Source organism: Agrobacterium cavarae (assembly GCF_004310285.1).
Classification (GTDB): Bacteria; Pseudomonadota; Alphaproteobacteria; order Rhizobiales; family Rhizobiaceae; genus Agrobacterium; species Agrobacterium cavarae.
Window position 1 is genome coordinate 137,305 of sequence record NZ_SISF01000027.1, and the last position, 24,751, is coordinate 162,055.

The 24,751-nt window shown below is 58.0% G+C and carries 22 protein-coding genes; 17 read left to right on the forward strand and 5 right to left on the reverse strand.

The window, feature by feature from the left end; all coding sequences use genetic code 11:
- Positions 1 to 18: 18 nt before the first annotated feature.
- The 9 genes from EYC79_RS08305 to iolB all read left to right on the forward strand — a co-directional run bounded on the left by EYC79_RS08305 (position 19) and on the right by iolB (position 11,516).
- Positions 19 to 1,191, forward strand: coding sequence for a Gfo/Idh/MocA family protein (locus tag EYC79_RS08305; protein WP_130977653.1), 1,173 nt, complete (start codon positions 19 to 21; stop codon positions 1,189 to 1,191).
- A 66-nt stretch (positions 1,192 to 1,257) separates the two neighbouring features.
- Entirely contained in the window at positions 1,258 to 2,202 is a 945-nt protein-coding gene (locus tag EYC79_RS08310; protein ID WP_130977654.1) for a sugar ABC transporter substrate-binding protein, read from the forward strand.
- 59 nt (positions 2,203 to 2,261) lie between these two features.
- The gene (locus EYC79_RS08315; RefSeq protein ID WP_205654335.1) at positions 2,262 to 3,800 is read left to right on the forward strand and encodes a sugar ABC transporter ATP-binding protein; all 1,539 of its coding nucleotides are present in this window, start codon (positions 2,262 to 2,264) and stop codon (positions 3,798 to 3,800) included.
- A gap of 26 nt (positions 3,801 to 3,826) precedes the next feature.
- Complete coding sequence (locus tag EYC79_RS08320) at positions 3,827 to 4,846, forward strand: ABC transporter permease (protein ID WP_130977655.1); 1,020 nt, start codon at positions 3,827 to 3,829, stop codon at positions 4,844 to 4,846.
- 12 nt (positions 4,847 to 4,858) lie between these two features.
- Positions 4,859 to 5,779: a substrate-binding domain-containing protein gene (locus EYC79_RS08325; RefSeq protein ID WP_130977656.1), complete on the forward strand. Its 921-nt coding sequence runs from the start codon at positions 4,859 to 4,861 to the stop codon at positions 5,777 to 5,779.
- Between the two features lie 95 nt (positions 5,780 to 5,874).
- Entirely contained in the window at positions 5,875 to 6,777 is a 903-nt protein-coding gene (locus EYC79_RS08330) for a sugar phosphate isomerase/epimerase family protein (protein WP_130977657.1), read from the forward strand.
- A 130-nt stretch (positions 6,778 to 6,907) separates the two neighbouring features.
- A complete protein-coding gene (locus EYC79_RS08335; protein ID WP_130977658.1) occupies positions 6,908 to 8,836 on the forward strand; it encodes a bifunctional 5-dehydro-2-deoxygluconokinase/5-dehydro-2-deoxyphosphogluconate aldolase in 1,929 nt (642 codons plus the stop codon).
- A gap of 15 nt (positions 8,837 to 8,851) precedes the next feature.
- A complete protein-coding gene (gene iolD / locus EYC79_RS08340; protein ID WP_130977659.1) occupies positions 8,852 to 10,693 on the forward strand; it encodes a 3D-(3,5/4)-trihydroxycyclohexane-1,2-dione acylhydrolase (decyclizing) in 1,842 nt (613 codons plus the stop codon).
- 22 nt (positions 10,694 to 10,715) lie between these two features.
- Entirely contained in the window at positions 10,716 to 11,516 is an 801-nt protein-coding gene (gene iolB / locus EYC79_RS08345) for a 5-deoxy-glucuronate isomerase (RefSeq protein WP_130977660.1), read from the forward strand.
- Positions 11,517 to 11,617: 101 nt separating this feature from the next.
- On the opposite strand, the gene EYC79_RS08350 is transcribed toward iolB, so the two are convergent.
- The 5 genes from EYC79_RS08350 to EYC79_RS08370 form a co-directional block, all read right to left on the reverse strand.
- Positions 11,618 to 12,820, reverse strand: coding sequence for an alpha-hydroxy acid oxidase (locus EYC79_RS08350; protein WP_130977661.1), 1,203 nt, complete (start codon positions 12,818 to 12,820; stop codon positions 11,618 to 11,620).
- Between the two features lie 82 nt (positions 12,821 to 12,902).
- The gene (locus EYC79_RS08355; RefSeq protein WP_062423819.1) at positions 12,903 to 14,411 is read right to left on the reverse strand and encodes a tripartite tricarboxylate transporter permease; all 1,509 of its coding nucleotides are present in this window, start codon (positions 14,409 to 14,411) and stop codon (positions 12,903 to 12,905) included.
- A 30-nt stretch (positions 14,412 to 14,441) separates the two neighbouring features.
- The gene (locus tag EYC79_RS08360; protein ID WP_130977662.1) at positions 14,442 to 14,903 is read right to left on the reverse strand and encodes a tripartite tricarboxylate transporter TctB family protein; all 462 of its coding nucleotides are present in this window, start codon (positions 14,901 to 14,903) and stop codon (positions 14,442 to 14,444) included.
- A complete protein-coding gene (locus tag EYC79_RS08365; RefSeq protein ID WP_062423821.1) occupies positions 14,900 to 15,862 on the reverse strand; it encodes a Bug family tripartite tricarboxylate transporter substrate binding protein in 963 nt (320 codons plus the stop codon). Before EYC79_RS08365 ends, EYC79_RS08360 begins: the two co-directional genes overlap by 4 nt.
- 223 nt (positions 15,863 to 16,085) lie before the next feature.
- Entirely contained in the window at positions 16,086 to 17,096 is a 1,011-nt protein-coding gene (locus EYC79_RS08370) for an ABC transporter substrate-binding protein (RefSeq protein WP_165456982.1), read from the reverse strand.
- A 126-nt stretch (positions 17,097 to 17,222) separates the two neighbouring features.
- Here EYC79_RS08370 and EYC79_RS08375 point away from each other — a divergent pair, with 126 nt between their 5' ends.
- The 8 genes from EYC79_RS08375 to EYC79_RS08410 all read left to right on the forward strand — a co-directional run bounded on the left by EYC79_RS08375 (position 17,223) and on the right by EYC79_RS08410 (position 24,647).
- Positions 17,223 to 18,272 (forward strand): amidohydrolase family protein, encoded by a 1,050-nt coding sequence (locus EYC79_RS08375; RefSeq protein WP_130977664.1) that lies wholly within the window; start codon positions 17,223 to 17,225, stop codon positions 18,270 to 18,272.
- On the forward strand, positions 18,269 to 19,189 hold the full coding sequence (locus EYC79_RS08380; protein WP_130977665.1) for an SMP-30/gluconolactonase/LRE family protein: 921 nt from the start codon (positions 18,269 to 18,271) through the stop codon (positions 19,187 to 19,189). The genes EYC79_RS08375 and EYC79_RS08380 overlap by 4 nt, the downstream gene beginning before the upstream one ends.
- 9 nt (positions 19,190 to 19,198) lie before the next feature.
- The gene (locus EYC79_RS08385; protein ID WP_245495225.1) at positions 19,199 to 19,939 is read left to right on the forward strand and encodes an IclR family transcriptional regulator; all 741 of its coding nucleotides are present in this window, start codon (positions 19,199 to 19,201) and stop codon (positions 19,937 to 19,939) included.
- 147 nt (positions 19,940 to 20,086) lie between these two features.
- Positions 20,087 to 21,100 carry an ABC transporter substrate-binding protein gene (locus tag EYC79_RS08390; RefSeq protein WP_165456983.1) on the forward strand — a complete coding sequence of 338 codons (1,014 nt, stop codon included), beginning with the start codon at positions 20,087 to 20,089 and terminating at the stop codon, positions 21,098 to 21,100.
- Positions 21,100 to 21,921 (forward strand): ABC transporter ATP-binding protein, encoded by an 822-nt coding sequence (locus EYC79_RS08395; protein WP_130977667.1) that lies wholly within the window; start codon positions 21,100 to 21,102, stop codon positions 21,919 to 21,921. Before EYC79_RS08390 ends, EYC79_RS08395 begins: the two co-directional genes overlap by 1 nt.
- A complete protein-coding gene (locus tag EYC79_RS08400) occupies positions 21,914 to 22,804 on the forward strand; it encodes an ABC transporter permease (protein ID WP_130977668.1) in 891 nt (296 codons plus the stop codon). The genes EYC79_RS08395 and EYC79_RS08400 overlap by 8 nt, the downstream gene beginning before the upstream one ends.
- A 188-nt stretch (positions 22,805 to 22,992) precedes the next feature.
- On the forward strand, positions 22,993 to 23,949 hold the full coding sequence (locus tag EYC79_RS08405; protein WP_205654337.1) for a hydroxyacid dehydrogenase: 957 nt from the start codon (positions 22,993 to 22,995) through the stop codon (positions 23,947 to 23,949).
- Positions 23,950 to 23,975: 26 nt separating this feature from the next.
- Entirely contained in the window at positions 23,976 to 24,647 is a 672-nt protein-coding gene (locus EYC79_RS08410) for an RraA family protein (protein WP_130977669.1), read from the forward strand.
- Positions 24,648 to 24,751: the final 104 nt, after the last annotated feature.

The following is a 24,751-nucleotide window of genomic DNA, read 5'->3' on the forward strand; positions in this document are numbered from 1 at the left end:
TCTCCTGGAACAGATGTCATGATTTACGGAACTCGTCAGACAAAACGACCTCTTCGCTGGGCCATGGTGGGCGGCGGTCGGGGTAGCCAGATCGGCTATATTCACCGCAGTGCTGCACTTCGCGATCGCTATTTTGATCTGGTCGCCGGTGCTTTCGACATTAATCCGGAGCGCGGTCGTGCGTTCGGGGTTGAACTCGGGCTCGATGCGTCGCGGTGCTACGATGATTGGCGTATCCTCTTCGCGGAAGAGGCGAAGCGTCCGGACGGCATAGAAGTGGTGTCGATCGCGACGCCTAACAACACCCACTACGAGATCACGAAGGCTGCGCTTGAAAGCGGGTTGCATGTGGTGTGTGAAAAGCCACTGTGCTTCACGGTGGCCGAGGCCGAGGAGCTTCAGCGTCTTGCTGCAGAGCGTGGTCGTATTGTCGGTGTGACCTATGGTTATAGTGGCCATCAGGTCATCGAGCATGCCCGCGAACTCGTGGCGGCCGGCGAGTTGGGTGACATCCGTCTGGTCAATCTGCAATTCGCCCATGGTTTCCATAATGAGGCTGTCGAGCTTCAAAATCCGGCCACCCGCTGGCGTGTGGACCCGAAATTCGCCGGTCCGAGCTATGTGCTCGGCGACATCGGCACGCATCCGCTTTATATCTCCGAGGTTATCCTGCCAGACCTGCACATCAAGCGGCTTCTGTGCGCCCGTCAGAGCTTCGTGAAAACCCGCGCGCCGCTTGAAGACAACGCCGTGACATTGATGGAGTACGACAATGGCGCATTCGGCACCGTCTGGTCGAGCGCCATCAATGCCGGCTCCATGCATGGACAGAAGGTGCGCGTCGTCGGGTCGAAAGCCTCGATCGAATGGTGGGACGAGCAGCCGAACCAGCTTCGTTTCGAAGTTCAAGGCGAGCCAGTTCGCATCTTGGAACGCGGCATGGGTTATCTGCACGCGAAGGCCCTAGCTGACGATCGTATCGGTGCCGGTCATCCCGAAGGCCTCTTCGAGGCCTGGGCAAACCTTTACGACCGCTTTGCGACCGCCATGGAAGCGCGCAACGACAACGATGCAGAACGCCTCGCCGGCATTCGTTATCCTGGAATCGATGCCGGAGTGGAAGGCGTTCGCTGGGTAGAAAACTGCGTCCGTTCCGCGGACCTCGGCGGGGTCTGGGTAGACTATCAGTAATTGGGTAGAGGGTACGGTGGTCGTACCCTCCCTCAAGTGGAGCTCTTAATTAGGGAGGAGAGCAGCATGAAATCCAAATTGGTTATGACAGCCCTTTTGGCTGGTCTGATGGCCGGAACGGCCCACGCTGAGAATATCGGCGTATCCATGGCCTTGTTCGACGACAACTTTCTGACCGTCTTGCGTAACGGTATGATCGATTATTCCAAGGAACTGAAAGGTGTGAACCTTCAGATCGAAGACGCGCAGAACGACGTCGGCAAGCAACTCAACCAGATCCAGAACTTCGTGGCCTCGGGTGTCGACGCGATCATCGTCAACCCGGTCGACACAGATGCGACTGCCGCCATGACGCAGGCTGCCGCTGCTGCAGGTATTCCGCTGGTCTATGTCAACCGCGAACCTGCAAATGTGGATCAGCTTCCAGAGAAGCAGGCATTCGTTGCTTCCAAGGAAATCGACGCCGGCACCCTTGAAACAAAGGAAGCGTGCCGACTGCTAAAAGCCGCTGGCAAAAAGGAAGCAAAAGTCGTTGTTCTCATGGGCGAACTGTCCAACCAGGCCTCACGTATGCGCACACAGGCCATCAAGGACGTGATTGCAACACCGGACTGCAACTTCATGTCTATTGCTGAAGAGCAGGTTGGCAACTGGTCGCGCACGCAGGGTTCTGATCTTGTTACCAACTGGCTGTCGGCTGGTGTGAAGTTTGATGCGGTTCTCGCCAACAACGACGAGATGGCCATCGGCGCTATTCAGGCGCTCAAGGCAGCGAACGTCCCGATGGATCAGGTTGTTGTCGGAGGTATCGACGCCACGCAGGATGCCTTGGCGGCTATGGCCGCTGGGGACCTGGACGTAACCGTCTTCCAGAATGCTGCTGGTCAAGGCAAAGGCGCTGTCGATGCCGCTCTGAAGCTGGCGAAGGGCGAAAGCGTCGAAAAAAAGGTCTACGTGCCATTCGAGCTTGTGACGCCAGCCAACCTCAAGAACTACCAGAAGAAGAACTGAGCATGACGCCCCGCAAAGGCGCTTTGGCGCCTTTGCGGGCATTGCGATGGAGAATTTCAATGGTGAGCCAAACCACTGCGGCAGCAATCAAGGATGTGCTGGACAAGACGGAGACCGATGGGCTTCTCGCGCTTGAGGGAATCCGGAAGGAGTTTCCCGGCGTCCTCGCGCTCGACAACGTCCAGCTCCGCATCCGCCAGGGAAGCGTTCACGCGCTCATGGGCGAGAATGGTGCCGGTAAATCCACTCTGATGAAGATCATCGCCGGCGTCTATCAGCCGGATGCGGGCGAAATCCGCTTGCGGGGCGAACCCGTAACACTCAAGTCGCCGCTGGATGCCCTAGAGCAAGGCATCGCCATGATCCATCAGGAACTCCAGTTGATGAACTGGATGACGATTGCTGAAAACATCTGGATTCGGCGTGAGCCGCGCAATCGCTTGGGGTTGATCGACCACGGCAAGATGGCGGAGATGACCCGAGAACTGTTCGCGCGCCTGAACCTCTCGCTTGATCCCAACACCCAGGTATCCGAACTCACCGTCGCCCAGAAACAGATGGTCGAGATTGCGCGCGCTGTCAGCTATGAATCGCGCATCTTGATCATGGATGAGCCGACGTCTGCCCTGACCGAGCGTGAGGTTGAGCATCTCTTCGCCATCATTCGCGACCTGAAAGCTCGCGACATCGGAATCATCTACATCACGCATAAGATGAACGAACTCTTCGAGATTGCCGACGAGTTCACCGTCTTCCGCGACGGCAAATATATCGGCACCCACGCATCCAATGATGTCACGCGTGACGACATCATTCGCATGATGGTCGGGCGTGAAATCAGCAATATGTTCCCGAAGATCGACTGCCCGATCGGCGACGTTATTCTGGAGGTCAGGAACCTTACGATTCCTGGCGTTTTCCATGACATATCGTTCTCCTTGCGGCGCGGCGAGATATTGGGTCTGGCAGGCCTCGTCGGTTCAAAACGCTCAAATGTTGCCGAGGCTCTCTTTGGCGTGCATCCGGCTCAAAGCGGGGAGATATTGATCGATAACAATCCTGTTACGATCAATAGCCCAAATGAGGCGATGGCGTATGGCATGGCCTTTCTCACCGAAGACCGCAAAGAGACAGGGTGCTTTCTCACCCTCGATTGCCTGGAAAACATCCAGTCGGCTCTCATCACGCGATCGCATGTGAAGGTGGGCTTCGTCGATCAGAAGACGGTAACTAAGTTGGCAGAGGAGATGGCCGTCAAGCTTAGGGTCAAGACGCCCAACCTTCATGAGATCGTTGAAAATCTTTCCGGCGGCAACCAGCAGAAGCTTCTCATCGCCCGCTGGCTGCTGACAAAGCCGCGCATTCTAATTCTCGATGAGCCGACACGCGGTATCGACGTCGGTGCCAAGTCGGAAATCCACCGGCTGATCACGGGGCTCGCCGCCGAAGGTGTCGCAGTCCTGATGATCTCGTCTGAGCTTCCGGAGGTCCTCGGGATGAGTGACAGGATCATGGTCATGCATGAGGGGCGCGTCTCCGGTTTCCTAGATCGCGCCGATGCCGACCAGATCAAGATTATGAATCTCGCGGCGCGCTGAAGCGGCGCCGAAGAGGAGGAGAACACATGAACACGATTTCGCAACAGGCTCCGGCCACGCTGTCGACGAAACGGAAGTTGCCGTCGGAGCTCAATATCCTGCTTGTTCTTATTGGCATTTCGCTGACCTTCGAGCTTCTGGGCTGGATACTGCAGGGGCAGTCCTTTCTGCTCAATCCGCAGCGCCTATCGATCATGATCCTGCAGGTTTCGGTGATCGGCATCATCGCGATCGGCGTTACGCAGGTCATTATCTCTGGCGGTATCGACCTCAGCTCGGGATCGATCGTCGGTGCAACGGCCATGATCGCGATGAGCTTTGCGCAAATCGGCACCTTCGACCGGGCCCTTTATCCGGGCTTGACGGATCTCCCGGTCGTCGTTCCCGTAGCCATCGGCTTGATCGTCGGCGCCATTTGTGGCGGTATCAACGGAGCCCTGATTTCCTACACCCGTATTCCGCCCTTCATCGCTACGCTCGGTATGATGGTGACGGCCCGCGGCTTTGCGAAATGGTACACGAAGGGCCAGCCGATCAGCTTCCCGACCGACAGCTTTGCCGCTCTCGGCAAGGGCATGACACCGGTTCTGATCTTCCTGGCCGTCGCCGTCGTGATGCATGTCGTGCTGCGATATACCCGTTATGGAAAGTTCACCTACGCGATCGGTGCCAATGCCCAGGCGGCCCGCGTCACCGGGATCGATGTCGAGCGTCACACCGTAAAGATCTATGCCATTGCCGGACTGTTGTCCGCGCTGGCGGGGATCGTGGTTGCCGCACGTGGCCTGACGGCCCAGGCAGGCATGGGCCAGATGTACGAACTGGACGCCATCGCCATGGCTGTGATCGGCGGCGTGTCGCTCTCGGGTGGGCGTGGCTCGGTGCTTGGCACCTGCATCGGCATGGTGATCTTCGGCGTGATCATTTCTGGCTTCACCTTTCTGCGGCTCGATGCCTACTACCAGGAAATGCTCAAGGGCCTGATCATCGTGGCCGCTGTCGTCGCGGACGTTTACCGCCAAAAGAAGCGCGTCAAGAAGGCTTGAGGAGGAACCCAGATGAAGAAACTACTGCTTGCCACAGTCTTTAGCCTGCTTGCCGTCCCGGCATTCGCCCAATCGCGCATCGCCGTGACCATGACATCCTTCGACAATCCCTTTCTCACCATCTTGCTGAATGGCATGCGAGAGGATGCGAAGAAGAAAAACATCGATCTGATTGCCGAGGATGCCCAGCTCGACCCAGCAAAGCAGCTCAATCAGGTGCAGAATTTCGTCGCCAACGGCGTCGATGCCATCATCGTCAATCCTGTTGACGGGGACTCCACCGCGGCTATCACCCGCGCTGCGGCAGATGCCAACATTCCGTTGATCTATGTGAACCACCCGCCTGCCGAACTCGACACCGGAATGCCTGAAAAGACAGCCTTCGTCGGATCGAACGAGCTTGATTCCGGTACGATGGAAGCCGAAGCGGTTTGCAAGCTGCTCGCCGGCAAGGGCAAGGTCGTGGTGCTGATGGGACCACTGGAGAACCATGCGGCCCTGGTGCGCACGAAGGACGTCGAGACCGTTTTCTCCCGTCCCGACTGCAAGATCGATATTGTCGAAAAGCAGACAGCTAACTGGAACAGAACACAGGCACAGGATCTGGTCTCTTCCTGGATGACGGCCGGCATCACCTTTGATGCGGTGGTTGCCAATAATGACGAGATGGCCATCGGCGCGATCCAGGCTCTCAAGGCAGCGGGTACCAACATGAAGGATGTGGTGGTCGCCGGGATCGACGCGACCCCTGACGGACTTGCTGCCATGAAGGCGGGCGATCTGGACGTTACCGTGTTCCAGAACGCAACGCGACAGGGCGAAGTCGCAGTGCAGGCGGCGCTCGACCTTTCCGCTGGCAAGCCTGTCGATAAAACGCTCTGGGTTCCTTTCGAACTCGTAACCCCTCAGAACATGGCCGCTTACGCAAAGTAAACGGCCTCTGGTTGCGGGCCATCCCTCCCTGGCCCGCAACCCCAAACCACGCGCCATTCAGCGCAAGCTCAACACATAATCGCCCGGAGGCAGAAATGCGTATCGCGATAGACCCGTTCATGCACCGTCACCTGAGCCTTGAGGAGCTGCCGCGCAAGGTGCGCGAGCTTGGCTATGATTGGATCGAGATGAGCCCGCGCGCCGATTTTCTCGAATGGTTCAAGGCGCCGCGGGTCTTCCCGCAGCGCATGAAGGAGTTCAAGAAGGCGCTCGCCGCGGAGAACGTCAAGATCGCTTCGCTTCTGCCAATGTATCGTTGGGCCTCGAATGACGAGACGGAGCGCAAGGCAGCGGTCAAGCACTGGAAGCGTGCCATCGAAATTGCTGTCGAAATGGAAATCGACACGATGAATTCCGAGTTCGGCCGTGGCCCGCATCCCGACAAGGGAAGCTGCTACTGCTGCCACACGGGATCGATGATCGAAGCCTGCGAGGATGCCTGGTGGCGCTCGATGGAGGAACTGGTCCCGGTCTTCGAGCGCGAGAACATCCAGCTCAATATCGAGCCACATCCTGAGGATTGGTGCGAGACATTGCAGCCGGCCCTCGACATCATCCGCACGGTCAATTCGAAAAACGTGAAGTTCCTCTATTGCGCACCGCACACGTTCTACTTTGGCGATGACACCAAGGCGATGCTGCGCGAGGCAAAAGATGTTCTCGCTCACGCCCATGTTGGCGATACGTTCAATCACAAGGCTAGCTCCGGCCTGCGCTACATTCTCAACCCGCCCGGCACACAAGCGCGCGTGCATCAGCACCTCAACATCGGGCAGGGCGAGGTTCCATGGGACGACTTCTTCGGCACGCTGGCGGAGATCGGTTTCGATGGCATCATGACCGCTTGCGTTTTCGCCTGGGAGGACAAGGCCGATCGCTCGGGCAAGTTCATGCTCTCGGAGATGAACCGCTACATCGACAAGTATTGGCCAAAATAGTGCCGGACGCGCTTCCAGTGCATCCCTGACGAAACCAATGCGAGACAGCCGGGCGGCGCGATACCGCGCCAGATGGCGAAGCTATGGGATGTGTGGCCCGCGACCGCCGCATGGCGTTATGGAGAACCAAATGAAAAAGTCTCTCGATCTCATCACAATCGGCCGCTCCTCGGTTGATCTTTATGGAGCCCAGGTTGGCGGTCGGCTTGAGGATATGGCGTCCTTCCAGAAATATATTGGTGGATCGCCGACGAATATTGCGGCGGGCGCTGCCCGTCTCGGTCTCAAATCCGCACTGATCACGCGCGTCGGCAACGAGCACATGGGGCGTTTCATTCGCGAGGAGCTTGAGCGCGAAGGCGTGGATACGAGAGGCGTGGTCACCGACCCTGAACGTCTGACGGCTTTGGTGTTGCTCGGCATTCGCGACAAGGACCGTTTTCCGCTGATCTTCTACCGTGAAAACTGTGCGGATATGGCCCTGTCGGAAGGTGACATCGATGAAGACTTGATTGCCGACAGCCGTGCGGTGGTTGCGACAGGAACCCATCTAAGTCATCCCAGCACGGAAGCGGCCGTGCTGAAAGCGCTCGGCCTTGCTCGCATGCATGGTGCCCAAACAGCGCTCGACATCGACTATCGACCCAATCTATGGGGTCTAGCCGGGCATGGAGAGGGCGAGAGCCGGTTCATCGAGAGTGCTGCGGTGACGGCCAAGCTGCAAAGCCACTTGCCGTTGTTCGACCTCATCGTCGGAACGGAAGAGGAGTTTCATATCGCGGGCGGTTCGACGAACACGATCGAAGCCCTGCGTGCCGTCCGCAAACGGACGCCCGCCATCCTGATCTGCAAGCGCGGTGCCGCAGGTGCCGTTGCAATAACCGGTGCCGTTCCGAACTCGCTTGATGACGCCATCAGCGGTCGCGGCTTCCCGATCGAGGTATTCAATGTTCTGGGCGCCGGCGACGGCTTCATGGCCGGCCTGCTCAAGGGCTGGCTCGATGGCGAGACGTGGACGACCGCGCTCGAATACGCCAATGCCTGTGGCGCTTTCGCCGTCAGCCGCCATGGTTGTACGCCAGCCTATCCCTCGTTGGAGGAACTGACGTTCTTCCTCAATCGCGGCGTGGTGGAAAAGGCGTTGCGCCATGACAAGGTTCTAGAACAGACGCATTGGTCAACCAACCGCCGGGGTGAATGGCCGGTGATGCGGGTATTCGCCTTCGATCACCGCATACAACTAGAAGCCATCGAAGGCGCGACGCCTGAACGCATAGGGGCGTTCAAAACGCTGTGCCTGAAGGCGGCGTTGAACGTGCAGGGTGGCAAGCCGGGCTACGGCATCCTCTGCGATAACCGTCTCGGTCGCGATGCCCTGCACGCAGCGTCCGGAACGGGTCTCTGGATCGGACGCCCGGTCGAGTGGCCCGCATCACGCCCATTGACGCTGGAACCGGAAATCGGCCCCGACTATGGTGGGCTGTCGGAATGGCCGCTCGAAAACGTGGTGAAGGTTCTTTGCTTCTGCCACCCCACCGACACCGCGGAGATGCGCGAAAAGCAGGAGACGGTCATCGGAAGGCTGTTCCACACAGCCCGGCGCAACAGGCTTGAGTTCTTGCTGGAAATCATTCCATCGAAGGTCGGTCCAGTGGATGACACGACCACAGCGGTGTTGATCCGCCGATTTTACGAGATCGGCATCTATCCCGACTGGTGGAAGCTGGAGCCGATGGCAACGCGTGAAGCGTGGAGCCAGACGTGCCAGGCGATCCAGGATCATGACCCGCATGTCCGCGGGATCGGGGTGTTGGGTCTTGATGCGCCGGAAGACTTGCTCGCGGAAAGCTTCCGCGTGGCTGCTGGATACGATCTCGTCAAAGGGTTTGCGGTTGGCCGGACGATCTTCGGCGAGGTGGCACGCCATTGGTTCGCCGGTAAAATCGACGACGGCGCAGCGGTGATGGATATGGAGAGGCGGTACCGACGTCTTTGCGAGATATGGGATGAAGCGCGGCACTCGAGCGGAATTGCCCCAAGCAGAAGCCGCAGCGCCTGAGAGGAGACTACAAACATGACGACACATACTATTCGCCTGACGGCAGCTCAGGCCATGGTCCGATGGCTTTCGGTTCAAATGAATGAGGACGGGGAGCGCTTCATTGAAGGCGTATGGGCGATTTTCGGCCACGGTAACGTCGCAGGCATCGGAGAGGCTTTGCACGGTATCGGAGATAAGCTGCCGACCTGGCGCGGCCAGAATGAACAGACGATGGCGCATGCGGCCATTGCCTATGCCAAGCAGAGGCGCCGTCGCAAAGCCATGGCTGTCACCTCTTCAATCGGCCCCGGCGCGACCAATATGGTGACAGCTGCTGCTCTCGCGCATGTCAACCGCCTGCCAGTGCTGCTCATTCCAGGCGATATCTTCGCCAACCGCCGTCCCGATCCCGTCCTTCAGCAGATTGAGGATTTCGACGACGGCACGGTCAGCGCCAATGACTGCTTCCGCCCGGTCAGCCGTTACTTCGACCGGATCATGCGTCCCGAGCACCTGCTGACCGCTTTGCCGCGAGCCCTGCGCGTTTTGACTGATCCGGCCAATTGCGGCCCAGCCACCTTGGCCTTCTGCCAGGATGTTCAATCAGAAGCGTGGGACTGGCCGGTCGCCTTCTTCGAACCCAAGGTTTGGCGCATTCGCCGGCCGGAAGCCGATGCTGCCGAAGTCGAGGAAGCGATCCGCATGATACGGGAGGCCAAGGCACCCGCGATCATCTCCGGCGGCGGTGTGCTGTACTCCGGAGCCGAACAGGTCCTCGCCGATTTCGCCCGTAAGCATGACATCGCCTTTGTGGAAACGCAGGCTGGAAAGGGTGCAAACCCGGCAAGAGATGACCTGAACTTCGGTTCTCCAGGGGTCACCGGTTCAGACTGCGCCAACCGTTTGTGCGGCAAGGCGGATCTCGTCATCGGTGTTGGAACGCGTTTCCAAGATTTCACCACGGGATCGTGGACGCTGTTCGACAACGACGCCTGCCGCCTTCTCAGCATCAACCTCCACGGCTACGATGCTTCCAAACATGGAGCTGTCGGTGTCGTTGGCGACGCCAAGTCGACCCTTGAGAGAATATCGCTCGGGCTCGGGGACTATCGCGCCCCGGCCCCGGACAAAGCCAGCCGTCTGGCTTGGCTTGAGACGGTCAAATCCGTGACGGCCGCCCCCGTGGACGATCAGGCGAACATGCTGCCGAGCGATGCGCAAGTCATCGGCGCGGTACAGCGGGTCGCAACCGACGATACCGTGGCAATGTGCGCCGCCGGCACCATGCCCGGCGCGCTGCAGGTCCTATGGCAATCCGCCCGCGATGGCTACCATATGGAATATGGCTATAGCTGCATGGGCTATGAAGTGGCTGGCTCCATGGGAATTCGTTTAGCGGACCGGTCGAAGGAAGTGATCTGCTTTGTCGGCGATGGCAGTTACATGATGGCGAATTCCGAACTCGCCACCGCCGTCATGATGCGTGTGCCTTTCACTGTCGTCCTGACGGATAACCGCGGTTACGGCTGCATCAACCGGTTGCAGTTGGAATGCGGTGGCGCCGAGTTCAACAATATGTACAAGGACTCCAACATCGAGGAGCAGCCGGAAATCGATTTCGTGGCACACGCTGCGTCTATGGGCGCATATGCCGAAAAGGCTGCCAGCATTGCCGACCTGGAGGCGCGCATCGTCGCCGCTCGGGGGCGCAACAAACCGACGGTCATCGTTATCGACACCGAGGCCGTCAGCGGCACCGGAGCGGGCGGACATTGGTGGGATGTAGTGGTACCGCAGACGGGCGGGCCGGAACGGCTCCAGGAAGCTCGCGCACATTACAACGCCAATCGCGAGCTTCAGCGCCTGATCAACTGACGCGACTGGAGGAGATGGGCCCATCGGAGATCTGATTCGCAAGCCCTTTGGCGATCATGGCAAAATTCATGAGATCACCCCGGTGAACGCCGGGTGGCGCTATGTCGGATTTTCGCTTTATCGCCTCAGGGCAGGGGAGAGCCCTGCCGAAGCCACCGGGGCGATGGAAGCAGTCCTCATGATGGTGGAGGGAAAGGCAACTTTTACCGCCGGAGGCAAGGACTGGGGAGAGCTTGGCGAGCGCATGAACGTATTCGAGAAGACGCCTCCCCATTGCCTCTACGTACCGAACGGCGCGCAGTGGGAAGCGACGGCGACCACCGATTGCACGCTTGCGGTATGCCTGGCTCCGGGCAAAGGCGGCCACGCCGCCCGCCGCATCGGCCCGGATGGCATAAGCCTCGCCCAGCGGGGTGAGGGATCGAACGCGCGCTACATCAACAATATCGCCATGGAGCCTGAGGATTACTGCGACAGCCTGCTAGTGACGGAAGTGTTCACCCCCGCCGGCCACTGGTCATCTTATCCCAGCCACCGGCACGACGAGGACGACTTTCCGCGTATTACCTACCTTGAGGAGACTTACTACCACCGCCTCAATCCGCCGCAGGGCTTCGGTATTCAACGTGTCTACACGGAAGACGGAACTCTTGATGAGACGATGTCAGTTAAGAACCACGACGTGGTCCTTGTTCCCCGCGGTCACCACCCGTGTGGTGCGGTCCACGGCTACGAGATGTATTATCTCAACGTGATGGCCGGCCCCCGTCGCGCATGGCGCTTCCAAGCCGATCCGGATCATCAGTGGTTGATGAACCGCTGACATCTGGCGTCACTATAAAGCTATCTGAGTAGCGAACCCTTAAACCCTTGACACAGGCGTCCCCGGTTCGATTCTCATCAAGAGCAGATGACAGGAAGCAATTAGCCGACCGCCGGGATACGATGTCTCACAGGTCGTTCATCAGCAATTTCTTTGATTGATGCCACCCCAAGCAAGCCAATGTTGCGGTGAAGTTCATCATGCAAGATTTCGGCCGCTCTCGCCACGCCCGCCATACCACCGACAGTGGCAGCATAAAGGAACGGCCTCCCGACGAAAACAAACTGTGCGCCCAAGGCCAGGGCCTTTACGATGTCCGTGCCTCGCCTAATGCCACCATCCAACATGACGGGAACGGCGTCGCCGATACTCGAGACAATATCGGGCAATGCGGTCATTGGAGCTATTGCTCCGTCGAGTTGACGTCCGCCGTGGTTCGAAACGATGATACCATCGACACCGCTATTTACTGCGATCTTGGCGTCGTCGGAGTGAAGAATACCTTTGATAACGAGGTTGCCGGTCCACCTTTCACGAATTCTAGCGACGTGGCTCCAGTCTAGGTGATCCTTCTTTCCGAAATCGCGCATCACGTTCGAGGCGATGATAGGAGCGCCGCGTGTGGCAAAGGAGTTCTCAAAATGCGGTATACCGTGATTGATGATTGTCCGCATGAAGGTTCTGACCGTCCACCTAGGGTGACTGAGCCCTTGCCAGGCGAGACGTAAGCTGGGGCGCAACGGGGTCGAGAAGCCCGCTCGCACGTTGTTTTCGCGGTTCGCCAGCACTGCCGTATCGACTGTGAGAACCAATGTCTTGAAGCCCGCTTTCGCGACGCGGTCGATGAGAGCATCGATTTTCTCAGGCTCACCCGGCAAATAGGCCTGAAACCAGGAGCGGGGCGCGACCGTGGCAACGTCCTCAAGCCGGATCAACGATGACCCGCTCATGATCATCGGGATGCCCGATGCCTGCGCCGCCTCGGCTAGGACGAGATCACCACGGTAGGCCATCAGGGCGCTGATGCCCATCGGCGCGATACCGAAAGGCGCTCTCCACTCTTCCCCAAGCAGGTTAGCCACCGTGGTACGGGCAGAGACGTTTCTTAGAACGCGCGGCACAAAGCTTATCGCCTCGAATGCCTCCTCATTCATCCGACGTGAAGCGTTCGTTTCACTTCCGCCCGCGATATAGCCGAACAAAGGCGCGGGGAGGTGGCGCTTCGCAAGCGCTTCAAAATCATGAAGCGATAGGACGCTGTCCAAACGGCTTGCAAATTTTGTCGCGAAGATGGGGAATGTCATCTGCCATATCCAAGCTATTAACGGACCAAGAGGCGCCCGGAACACTGCCGAAAGGATAAGGGCGCCCCGTGGCGCCCAAGTTTTAGTCTTCGCTCGCCTCGAAAGCAGCTTTCCTGTTTTTGCGGATGGTCGGCAAAATCAAAGTCAGCAACATGAGCGCCGTCAGCGCCAGAAGTCCCGCGCTTATCGGTCGCTCGAAAAACACCAGCCAGTCGCCCTGCGAAAGCAGCATCGCGCGTCGCAGGTTCGTCTCCAGCAGTGGACCGAGAACAAACCCGAGAAGGAGCGGGCCTGGTTCACATTTCGCCTTACGCAGAACGTAACCCAGAACACCAAACAGGATGACCAGAGCGACATCGAAACCACGGTTGCTGACGCTGTAGACACCTACGCAGCAGAACAACAGGATGGCCGGGTACATGATGCGGTAAGGGATTTGCAGCAACTTCACCCAGAGCCCGATCAAAGGAAGGTTGATGACGAGAAGCATCGCGTTACCAATCCACATCGACGCCACCAATCCCCAGAACAGGCCGGGCTGGTTCTGGATGACGGAAGGTCCGGGCGTGATGCCGTGGATCGTCATTGCACCAAGCATCATGGCCATGATGGAGTTGGACGGAATGCCGAGGGTCAGAAGAGGAATGAAAGAGGACTGCGCCCCGGCATTGTTTGCGGCTTCGGGCCCAGCCACACCGGCGATAGCGCCATGACCGAACTTTTCCGGTGTCTTGGACATGCGCTTTTCAACCGAATAGGCACTGAATGCACTGAGCGTTGCACCGCCGCCTGGCAACACGCCCAGGATAGTGCCTACACCTGTACCGCGAAGCACGGCGCCCCAGCTTTCCTTGAATTCTTCACGCGTCGGCCATAAGCGACCGATCTTGCTTTGCAGAACGCCGCGGACCTCCTTCGACTCGAGATTGGTTGCGATCTCCGCAATACCGAAGAGACCAACAGCGATGACGACAAATTCGATGCCGTCATAAAGATCCGTTGATCCAAAGGTCATGCGGGCCGAACCGCTGTTGACGTCGATGCCAACCATGCCGAGCACAAGGCCAAGGCAGACCATGCCAATCGCCTTGACGACAGAGCCATGCGCGAGAATGGTCGCCGCAAGCAGACCGAAGATACACAGTGCGACATATTCCGCAGGCCCGAAGGACAAGGCGAAAGACGAAAGCGTTGGCCCGGCGACGGCGAGGGCAATCGTTGAGACTGTTCCAGCAAAGAACGAACCTAACGCAGCAATTGCCAGTGCCGCACCGGCCCGACCTTTTCGAGCCATCTGGTATCCGTCGATCGCCGTGACGACTGCCGAAGCCTCACCAGGAAGGTTCACAAGGATCGCCGTTGTGGAGCCACCATATTGCGCGCCATAGAAAATGCCGGCCAGCATGATCAGCGCGCCAAGTGGCGGCAGGAAGAATGTGACGGGTAAGAGAATTGCAACGGTTGCGGTCGGGCCAATGCCAGGCAAAACGCCGATCAAGGTGCCAAGAAGCGCCCCGATAAAGCAAAACATCAAATTCGTCGGTGTCAATGCTTCGGAGAAGCCAAGCATCAAGACGTCGAGAAATGCCATCGAAGTAATCCGATCAGGTCAGGATGGCGATCACAGAGGCCAAATGGGCATCTGGACGCCGAGTCCGTAGATAAAGAGAAGCGCGCCGAGCGTGGTCAGGACCGCGGTGGAGATGAAGATTTCTCGCCACCTCGATTCCGGATCAGCAAGACTTCCAACGACAAGAAGCCAGGTTGTCGCAATAACGAAGCCAAGGCTTTCTGCGGCGAAAGCAAATCCCGCGATACCAACCACGAGGATGATCAGCGGCTTGGGATTGACGGCATCAAGGGCTTCGTGGGGCTTGGTCAGAGCCTTGATCAGCACAACGGCCCCGATCAAAGCAATGATGACGCAAAGCGACCTTGGCAAGAAGCCCGGCCCCATCATCGCCGGCGTGCCGAATGACAGGTCACGCCCGGCCCAAAGGCCGAGCGCTCCCAGAAAGATCATGACACAACCAGCAAGAATATCAGGAAAGTCCCGGCCCTTGGTTGCAGACTTTATGCTCATTGCTGCACCCACGGTGTCTTGTTCCAGATTTCCTGGAAGCGAGCGAGGCGGTTGGGCATCTCCTTCTCCCAGTCGGGACCACTGAGATACGCCAATGGCAACGCCATTTGCTTGGCCTGCTTCTGGAAGTCGGGGTTGTCGAGCGTCGCCTTGACGGCTGCTGCAAAGCGATCGGCAATCTCGGCAGGCACTTCGCGGGGTGCGGCAATACCGCGCTCCGAAGTCATTTCCACGTTGAAGCCAGACTCGATGGCAGTGGGTACATCTGGGAGCTGCGGCGACCGCTCTTTGCCAAACGTGTTGATCATTCTGAGACCCGATGTGTCGTTGCCGGCAAATTCACTCACGTTGAGGCCGCCGCCGTTTACCTGAGAGCCGAGGATCGCTGTGCGCGTTTCGCCCGCGCCATTGAACGGAATGTGTGTGATCGTGGTACCGGACTCGGCGCCGAGAATGATGATCGCCAGATGGTCATCAGTGCCGATACCCGAGGAACCAAAGGATACGGCACCGGGCTTTGCCTTCGCAGCGGCCACGAAATCAGCAAGCGTTTTGATTTCGGAGTTCGCGGGCACAACGATTGCGGCTGGATCGTCAACGATGCGTGCCACCGGCTTTATCGTCTTCGGATCGTATCCGAGCTTCCTCTGCACCTGCATGGAGAGAAAGCCAGGCGTATTGATGAAAGAGAAGGTGTATCCGTCAGGCTTTGCCTTTGCCAGCGCCGTGTAGGCGATTTCACCGGAGGCGCCTGGGCGGTTTTCGATCACGATGTCGGCGCCGAGTTCCTTTTCGAGAAAGGGCTGCATTGCGCGTGCCATGACATCGGTGCTGCCACCAGGTGCAAAAGCAACGATCATCTGGATCGGACGATCCTTGGGCCACTCGGCATGAGCAAATTGGGCGGATGCGGTGAGAGCCGCGACCGCGAGTGAGAGAGCGAAAACGTTTCTTTTCAAATCCAATCCTCCTTTGGATGGTGGCCGTCAACTGGTGCAAAGACGTAACTGCCAGAGCAGACGCCTGGCGACCGGTAGAGTGCTGCTATAGTAATTGTGAACGAAGAAATGGCGCCGTGCGCGTAAGCACGTCATCCGACGCAGAGATGTGTTGTGAGTTTTTCAGTCGCTCGCGCGTTGATCAGCTAAGCTGTGCGCGCATCATGGTTTGGGTGAAATGATCTCAGGTGCCTTGGGCAGTTGCGACAGGCTCAAAAAACACGTCCTGCCATTTGGTCAATTTCGACTTCAGCAGGCCTGCTTCAAACATGAAGTCTGCGAAGACCATCACACCTTTGGGCTGAACGCCCCACTCGTCTTTGACGGTCTCCAGCATTTTCTCGATTTGGTCGGCATTGAGAGACGATTTCTCCGAGGCTAAAAAGATTTCAGCCGCTTCTTTTGGATTGTCGCGAATGAAGTTATCGGCCTCCTCGATCGCTGCGACGACAGCGAGCGATGCGTCCTTACGATCTTCGATAAACTTGCCCGTCGTTGCCAGCAATCCGCTTGTGACCTGCTGTCCCAGATAGTCTGAAAAGTTGAAAAGCTTGTGGACCTTTGGGTCCGTCTCTAGGACATCGCTGTAGGGATGGGGCGCAACATAGGCGCTGATGGTACCCCCTGCGAGAAGGCCACTTGTGGCGTCGGGATGTGGCAGTTGCACCATCATCGTGTCGAAGTGCTTTGCGTCGCCGAAGGCTTTCTTTGCGGCCATTCGCACCAGCAAACCCTGTTGGCGGGTCGTCGATGTGACGGCAATCCGATCATTGGATCCTAGATCCTTGAGATCCTTGATCTCCGCCTTGTTGGTGTAGAAACCATTGTCGCCTGCGACCAGCGCCGCAAGTCCGCGAATCTTGATCGAGTTCTTCGTCTTTTCCGCAGCGATCAGCATGCCGGGAAGGCCATAGGCGCCGATGTCGACCGTACCGCTGATCAAAGCGTCGTTGATGGCGGGCGCGCCGCTGATCTTTTTGATTTCAACGGTCGTGTTGATGCCTTTTGCGGCGAGTTGCTTGGAGAAGAAGCCCTTCTGCTCCGCGACGACAACGGGCAGATAAGCATAGCCATATTGGATAGCGATCGAGATCGGCTTTTCTTCTGCGGCTCTAGAAACGGTGGGCGAAACTGTCAAAATCGACAGTGCGGCAATCGCGGCAAGGGCGGCGCGCCGGCGAAGTTTCTGTTGCATACTTCCTCCCGAAGTGCTTTTTGAAACGGCGTTGCAAAATAATGATGTCATCTCGGCTGCGCTGTCAACCGCTTTTGTGAAGATCGTTGTTTATTGCTGCCGTCGCTGAGGAGTCGAGGAGGATCGATGGCTGGACATTCGCCCCATATCGCCGTGCGTGAGGACTGGCTTGCTTTGGAACAGGAGGATGCTCTTTTTCCTGAGATGCCAATCGTGGATTCGCATCATCATCTGTGGGACCGCCCGGGTTCTCGCTACCTGTTCGAAGACCTTCTTACTGACGCCCGACAGGGCCATCGCGTCCAGGCGACGGTCTTCGTGCAGAGCAGGTCCATGTACAGCGTCGATGAGCCGGACGAACTACACAGACCTGTGGGTGAGGTGGAGTTTGCAAACGGCGTTGCAGCGCGCTCCGCCTCCGGGCTGTATGGCTCTTTCAGAGCGTGCGCTGCAATTGTCGGTTCCTGCGATCTGACGGCGGGTGGCCGTATCGAGCCAGTGCTTGATCGCATGACTTCCGCAGGCGGACGGCGCTTTCGCGGCATCCGTAACCAGACCGCCTGGCATCAGGATCCCGCGATTGCTACCAATCCTGTTCCTCCGGTCAAAGGGCTGCTTTTAGAGGCCGCGTTCCGCGAAGGTGTGCGCCGACTGGGCGCGCGTGGGCTAACGCTCGATGTCTGGGCCTATCACACGCAACTCGCCGAGTTCGAAGATCTCGCGCGCGCTTGCCCGGATACCACGATCATTCTCGACCACCTTGGTGGCCCGCTTGGCGCTGGCCCCTATCGAGGCAGGCGCGACGAGGTGCTGGCCATGTGGCAGAGATCCATGGCGAGGATCGCTCATCTGCCGAATGTCTCCGTCAAGCTTGGTGGTCTGGCAATGGGGGCAGGCGGGTTCGATTTTCATCTGGCCCATCAGCCGCCATCGTCTGAAGAGCTCGCAGCGGCGTGGAAGCCGTACACCTCGTTCGCGATCGAACGCTTCGGCACGAAACGCTGCATGTTCGAGAGCAATTTCCCCGTCGATAAGGGCATGGTGTCCTACCGAGCGTTATGGAACGCCTTTAAACGGCTGACCCAAGGCGCCAGCGCTGCGGAAAAGCAGGACCTTTTCTTCTCGACAGCAGCGCGGATCTACAAGCTCGGCATTGAGCCGGAAGGAGAATTCTGATGTTTTTCGCACCGCCGCCGACGATAGAGACGGAAATCTTTTCCCGCATGCCGGACCGCTTCCGGAACCCCCGTAAAACCCGCTGGGCGGACGTGAACCGCTCCGGTATGGCGATCGATTCGTTCCTCGAAGGCCCTTGTTTCGACGGTCACGGCAACCTCTATGTTACCGACATTCCATTTGGGCGTATATTCCGAATTACACCCGGCGGAGAGTGGGAGCTTGTCAGCGAATATGACGGCTGGCCGAATGGAATGAAGTTCCACAGCGAAGGCAAAATCTACATCACCGATTACAAACGCGGGATCCTGCAGCTTAACGTGGCTACCGGGGCGGTTTCACCGGTGATCGAAGAATACTTCTCCGAAGGCTTCAAGGGGGTCAACGACCTCGTCTTTGCGGCCAATGGTGATCTCTATTTCACCGACCAGGGGCAAAGCGGACTTCATTCGCCGACCGGCCGGGTGTTTCGTTTGTCTGTGGCAGGAAAACTAGAATGTGTCATGTCCGACATCCCTAGCCCCAACGGAATCGTCATTGCCAAGGACATGAGTTATCTTCTTGTTGCAGTGACACGTGCGCAACAAATCTGGCGGGCGCCGCTCCACGAGGGGACCGCAACGAAGGTGGGGGTCTTCCTCCAGTTGCACGGAGGCTTGGGCGGGCCTGATGGTCTGGCGCTGTCCGAGGATGGCGAACTATTCGTTGCCCATACGGGCTTTGGCTCGATATGGCATGTGTCGCGCGTGGCGGAACCTCTGCACCGCATCCGGTCCTGTGCTGGCATTTCGACAACGAACATTGCCTTCGATCCGAGGGACCGGCACGTCATCTACATCACAGAATCTCAGACGGGGAGTATCTTGCGTGCGCGGCTGCCTGTCCAAGGTGAGGAATTGTGCATGGCCAGGGGGTAGGCTAACGATATGCTGAACGAAGCTATGAAGAAGATGGTGAACATGGACGACGAGTACGAGCAAGGTTTACCTCGGGTCAAAGGCGTGGCCTCCGCTGATCGGCTTCTCACCGTGCTGTCCGCGTTTCGTAGGGGCGACGATGCTCTGGAACTGACACAACTCGCGGAACGGACAGGCCTCGTCAAAAGCACGATCATGCGCCTGTGTGTTTCGCTTCAAAGTTTCGGTTTCATTGAGCGGATGCGGGACGGCCGGTATCGTCTGGGCACGGAAATTGCCAGACTTGGCTCCGTATACCTTCAATCATATGCGCTTGAATCCGAAGTGATGCCGGTTCTGGAGCGGCTTGTCGCGATCTCGGGAGAGACCGCTTCATTCTATATCCGGCGCGGCGATCAGCGTCTTTGCCTGTTCCGCCACGACTCGCCTTCGCCGCTGCGCATGCATGTTCGACCCGGAGATCTCAGACCCATGGATGCGTCTTCGATTGCCCAGGTTCTGCGCATGTTTGAGGCGGGCGATACAGACAGCTCTAAAGATATCGATCTACCCATCTATTCCAACGGGGTGACGGATCCACACGTTGCTTCGATGGCCGCTCCCGTGTTCGGAGCCGGTCAGCGCCTCTTGGGCGCGCTCGCCATCACCGGTCCCGCATCGCGGCTGACCGCTGATAAGGCTGCGCAGGTTGCTCAGCAGTTGCGCAACTTCGCTGAGGGCCTGACGAACTCCCTGGGCGGTGAATTTTAAAAATGCAACGCCGTTGCATTTATTATTTGCAACGCCGTTTCAAAATGCTAAAAAGGTGCTGCTCATCGGGAGGATGGGTGCGCGCTCATGATTGTCGTGAACCCTCCGAGAGCTCATTTTCGCCAGGCGAAACTCGTGGAGGAGTTTATGACCAATTTCACAAGACGTCAGTCTCTGGCCTTTGCCGGGATTGGTCTTCTCGCAGCGTCCGGAGCGCCTCTGGTGGCCCGGTCGCAAGAGAAGAAGACGATCAAGGTTGCCACACAGTACGGTACGAGCCATCTGGCGACCACCGTCGCGGAAAAGCTTTCGCTCTTCCAAAAACATGCCGAGAGCAATGGTCTTGCCGGAACTGAATTTCAGATACAGCGTGTCAGTGGTTCGTCCGTCATTAATGACGGCATCTTCAGCGGCAGCCTTGATATTGGAGCCTATGGCTCGACTGCCCTGATTGCCGCCTGGGCCAAGACCAGGGGCTCCTATGACCTCAAGGGGATCGCGGCATGCAATGAAGCGGTTTTGACCTTGTATACCAACGATCCCTCGATCAAGTCGATCAAGGACATCAAGCCCACGGACCGTATCGCGGTCACTGGCACGACGTCGCCGCAGGCCATCATGTTGCAAATGGCGGCGGAGAAAGAATTCGGCAAAGGAGAGGCCAAACGCTTTGATAAGCAGATGGTCCAGTTGCCGCACCCGGACGCAACAACCGCACTGATATCCGGGAACGGAGTGACCCTCTACTTCGCCTCGCCGCCGTTCATCAGCACGCTTGAGGCATCGAAGAAGTGCTTCAAAGTCACCGATGGTCGCGACATTATCGGAGGGCCTTACTCCGGCGCGCTCTATGCTTCGACCCAAAAATTCGCTGAGGCCAACCCGAAAGTGCTGGCAGCATTCGTTGGTGCACTGAAGGAAGCGATGGACCTGATCCAGAAAGATCCCGGTAAAGCTGGCGAAATCTATAGGGCTGCCGAAAAGACGAGCCTTTCAGCAGTGCAGGTCGAAGACGCCATTCGTGGTCAGGTTTTCACCATCGAACCGCGAGGGATGCAAACTTTTGCGAACTTCCTGGCAGGGACCGGCGCTATCAAGCAGGCGCCTGCGAGCTGGCGCGACATGTTCTTCGAGCCTGTCAGTCAGGGGGATGGAAGCTGATGGACATGAACAACCAGTTTGCAAATCGCACGCCCGGCATCGACACAATCTCCCCGTTGCTCTCGGTCAACGGCGTTACGCTCCAGTACAAGACCGGTGCAGCCATTCTTACGGCGACCTACAAAGTCAGCTTCAACGTCCAAAAGGACGACCGCTTCATTCTGCTCGGCCCATCTGGTTGCGGAAAGTCGACGCTGTTGAAAAGCGTTGCCGGATTCCTGGCGCCGGTCGAAGGCGACATCAAGCTTGCAGGCAAGCCGGTTAAAGGACCGGGACCCGATCGCATGATGGTGTTTCAGGAATTCGATCAGCTGATGCCGTGGATGACGGTGATCGACAACGTCATGTTCCCGATACGCCGTTCAGGACGCTTCCCGAAAAGCGAGGTTCGAGACCGGGCGAGGCGGGTGATTGACAAGGTAGGGCTTTCGAAATTCGAAAATTCCTATCCACACATGCTATCCGGCGGCATGAAGCAGCGCGTGGCGATTGCACGCGCCCTCGCGATGGAGCCGGCGATGCTTCTGATGGACGAGCCTTTCGCAGCGCTCGATGCTCTGACGCGCCGGCGTATGCAGGAGGAGCTTCTGGAGCTTTGGGACGACGTACGTTTCACACTGCTTTTCGTGACGCACTCGATCGAAGAGGCAATCATCGTCGGCTCGCGCATTCTTGTGCTCTCTCCGCATCCCGGCCAGGTTCGCGCTGAACTGGACGCGACCGCCTACGGGCATCAGCATCAGGGCGATGCGGATTTCATGGCCTTCAATCGAAAGATCAACCAGATGCTTTTCGGCGATCAGGAGGTTGCTCATGACTAAGGTTCTGACCGCGCCGGCGAGCCTGCCGGCAAGACCAGATCTGGAATACCAGACCCTCGATATCTCGCAGATCGGCAGCATCAAGCAGGATGTCGGCTTTTGGGAAGGCCTCTTTAACATCACCGGATTTCGTCGTGCGCTGGTGCTGATCGGGCTTTGCCTTATCTGGGAAGCTTACGCTCGTTACCTTGGCAATCCGCTGATGTTTCCGTCTTTCAGCGATACAATCACGACACTCTGGGCCGACATCGTTTCCGGACGGCTACCGTCCGCGGCAATAACCTCCCTCCAGGTTCTTCTGACCGGTTACGCGACCGCCATCGCTCTTGCCGCGGTGATGACAACGCTTGCGATTTCCACCCGTTTCGGGACCGATCTGCTGGCAACGCTGACGGCAATGTTTAACCCGCTGCCAGCCATCGCCGTTCTTCCGCTCGCGCTTCTGTGGTTTGGCCTAGGTACCAGTAGCATTGTCTTCGTGATCGTCCACTCCGTGCTTTGGGCCGTATCGCTCAACACGTTCACGGGCTTTCTTTCCGTCAGCCAGACCCAGAAAATGGCTGGCCGCAACTACGGTCTTGGTGGCCTGCGAATGGTGTTTTTCATCCTCATTCCGGCAGCCTTCCCGTCGATCCTGTCGGGTTTGAAGATTGGCTGGGCTTTCGCTTGGCGCACGCTGATCGCCGCCGAACTTGTCTTCGGTGTTTCAGGAAATGCCGCTGGCCTCGGCTGGTACATTTTCGAGGCGCGGAACGCACTCGAAACCTCCGGCGTGTTTGCCGGCCTGCTGACCGTCATCGTCATCGGCCTCGTGGTTGAAGGACTTGTCTTCCGTACGATCGAGCTTTTGACGGTTCGCAAATGGGGCACCCAAAACGGCTAACGACAACACAGCAGAGGCTAGCCGGTGCAAAAACAGATTGGTGCCGGCTGCCAGTCTCAGAGAGATCGCGATGCCCTTTAGCCTCGGCCGAAGACGGGTGCTCTTTCCCAATCACTACCGATTTGTAAAAGCGAGGCGCACACATGAATGCGACTGAAATGACGTCCACGCAGGTTAGAGGCCGAGTCATGGTCACGGGAGCCCAACTGGTCTCCGAAGCCATGCAGCTCTTGGCAGACCATCGGCTTGAGCCGATTTTTGCACCCGCCTATTCGACGCCAGATGATCTTGCCGCGATGGCGCGGGATCATGAGGTCGATGCCATACTTGTGCGACAAGGGTCGATCGACCGATCGGTGATCGCGGCATCGCCGCGACTGAAGGTCATCGCCAAACATGGCAGTGGCGTCGACAACATCGACCTTGCTGCAGCGACCGAAGTGGGCGTCCCGGTTCTCAGGGCGCTGGCCGCCAATGCGCAGTCGGTAGCGGAACTTGCGATCAGCCTGACGGTAAGTCTGATGAAGGATGTTCTTTCGCTGGATAGCCAGGTGAAGGCCGGCGGTTGGCCGAAAACGAAATATGTGGGACGCGACCTTGCCGGTGCTGTATTCGGCGTTGTCGGTTTCGGGGAGATCGGCCAGCGCGCCGCTGCGCTTGCGCGTGGCCTTGGGATGAAGGTTATCGCCTATGACCCCTTTGCGGCGGACACGTTAGAGATCGCGGTCAGTCGAGACCTCAGCGAGATATTGAGAGCTGCTGATGTTGTCAGCCTGCACTGCCCGCTGATGCCGCAGACACACCATCTCATTAACGCCGAGCGCCTGTCACTGATGAAACAGGATGCCTTTCTGATCAACACCGCCCGTGGGGCGGTGGTGGATCAAGCCGCGCTTGTTAAAGCGTTGCAGACGAAATCGATCGCGGGGGCAGCCCTCGACAGTTTTGAGGAGGAGCCACCTCCCAGCGACAGCGTGCTTTGGACTTTACCCAATCTCATCGCTACGCCGCATGTCGGCGGCGCGAGCCGCTCGGCCCTGCGCAACATGGCGGTACAGAGTGCCACCCACATCATCGGCGTGCTCGAGGGCAGGGGCTATGACAGCCAGGCTCTTGCCAACAAAAACCTCGCATCTGCCGCCTGAAATCACCGATATTAAGGAGAAATAGAATGATTGGATTCCGCGTTTGTAAGCGTGAACGCAAGGTCGAGGCGAAGTGGGTAGACGCCTTTCGTGCTTTGCCCGTTGCCAATATTAGCGATGTCATGAGCCGCATGACGGCAGGCGGTGCGGCTCTTCGTCCCTACTATACCGGCGGCATGATGGTAGGTCCAGCAGTTACGGTGAAGGCTCGCCCTGGCGACAATCTCATGGTCCACAAGGCGCTTGATATGGCGGAACCCGGCGACATCGTCGTTGTCGATGCTGGGGGTGATCTTACTAACGCGATAATTGGGGAACTGATGGTGGCACACGCGGTTCAGCGCGGCCTTGGCGGAATCGTTATCAACGGCGCAATCCGTGACAGCGCCGAGCTTTCCGCCGGTACTTTCCCGGTCTTTGCTCTAGGGGTCACTCATCGCGGCCCTTACAAGGATGGGCCAGGCGAAGTGAATGTTCCGATCTCGATTGGCGGGATGGTGATCAACCCCGGTGATCTCGTATGTGGCGATCCGGACGGCTGCCTGAGTGTGTCTATCGACGATGTGGAGACTGTTTTCGACGCGGCGACGAAAAAGCATACAGCTGAGACAAAGCAGATGGAAGCAATCCGCGCAGGCAAGAACGATCGAGCCTGGGTCAATGCGACGCTGACGAAACTCGGTTGCATCGATATCTGAAGCGACTAGCCGCCGTGAATTTCACGGCGGCTAGTCTGGGACGTCTCAGCTTCTATAGAAACACACAACCATCAGTTCGATCCTTTAGAGCAGGGTGTGTCTGG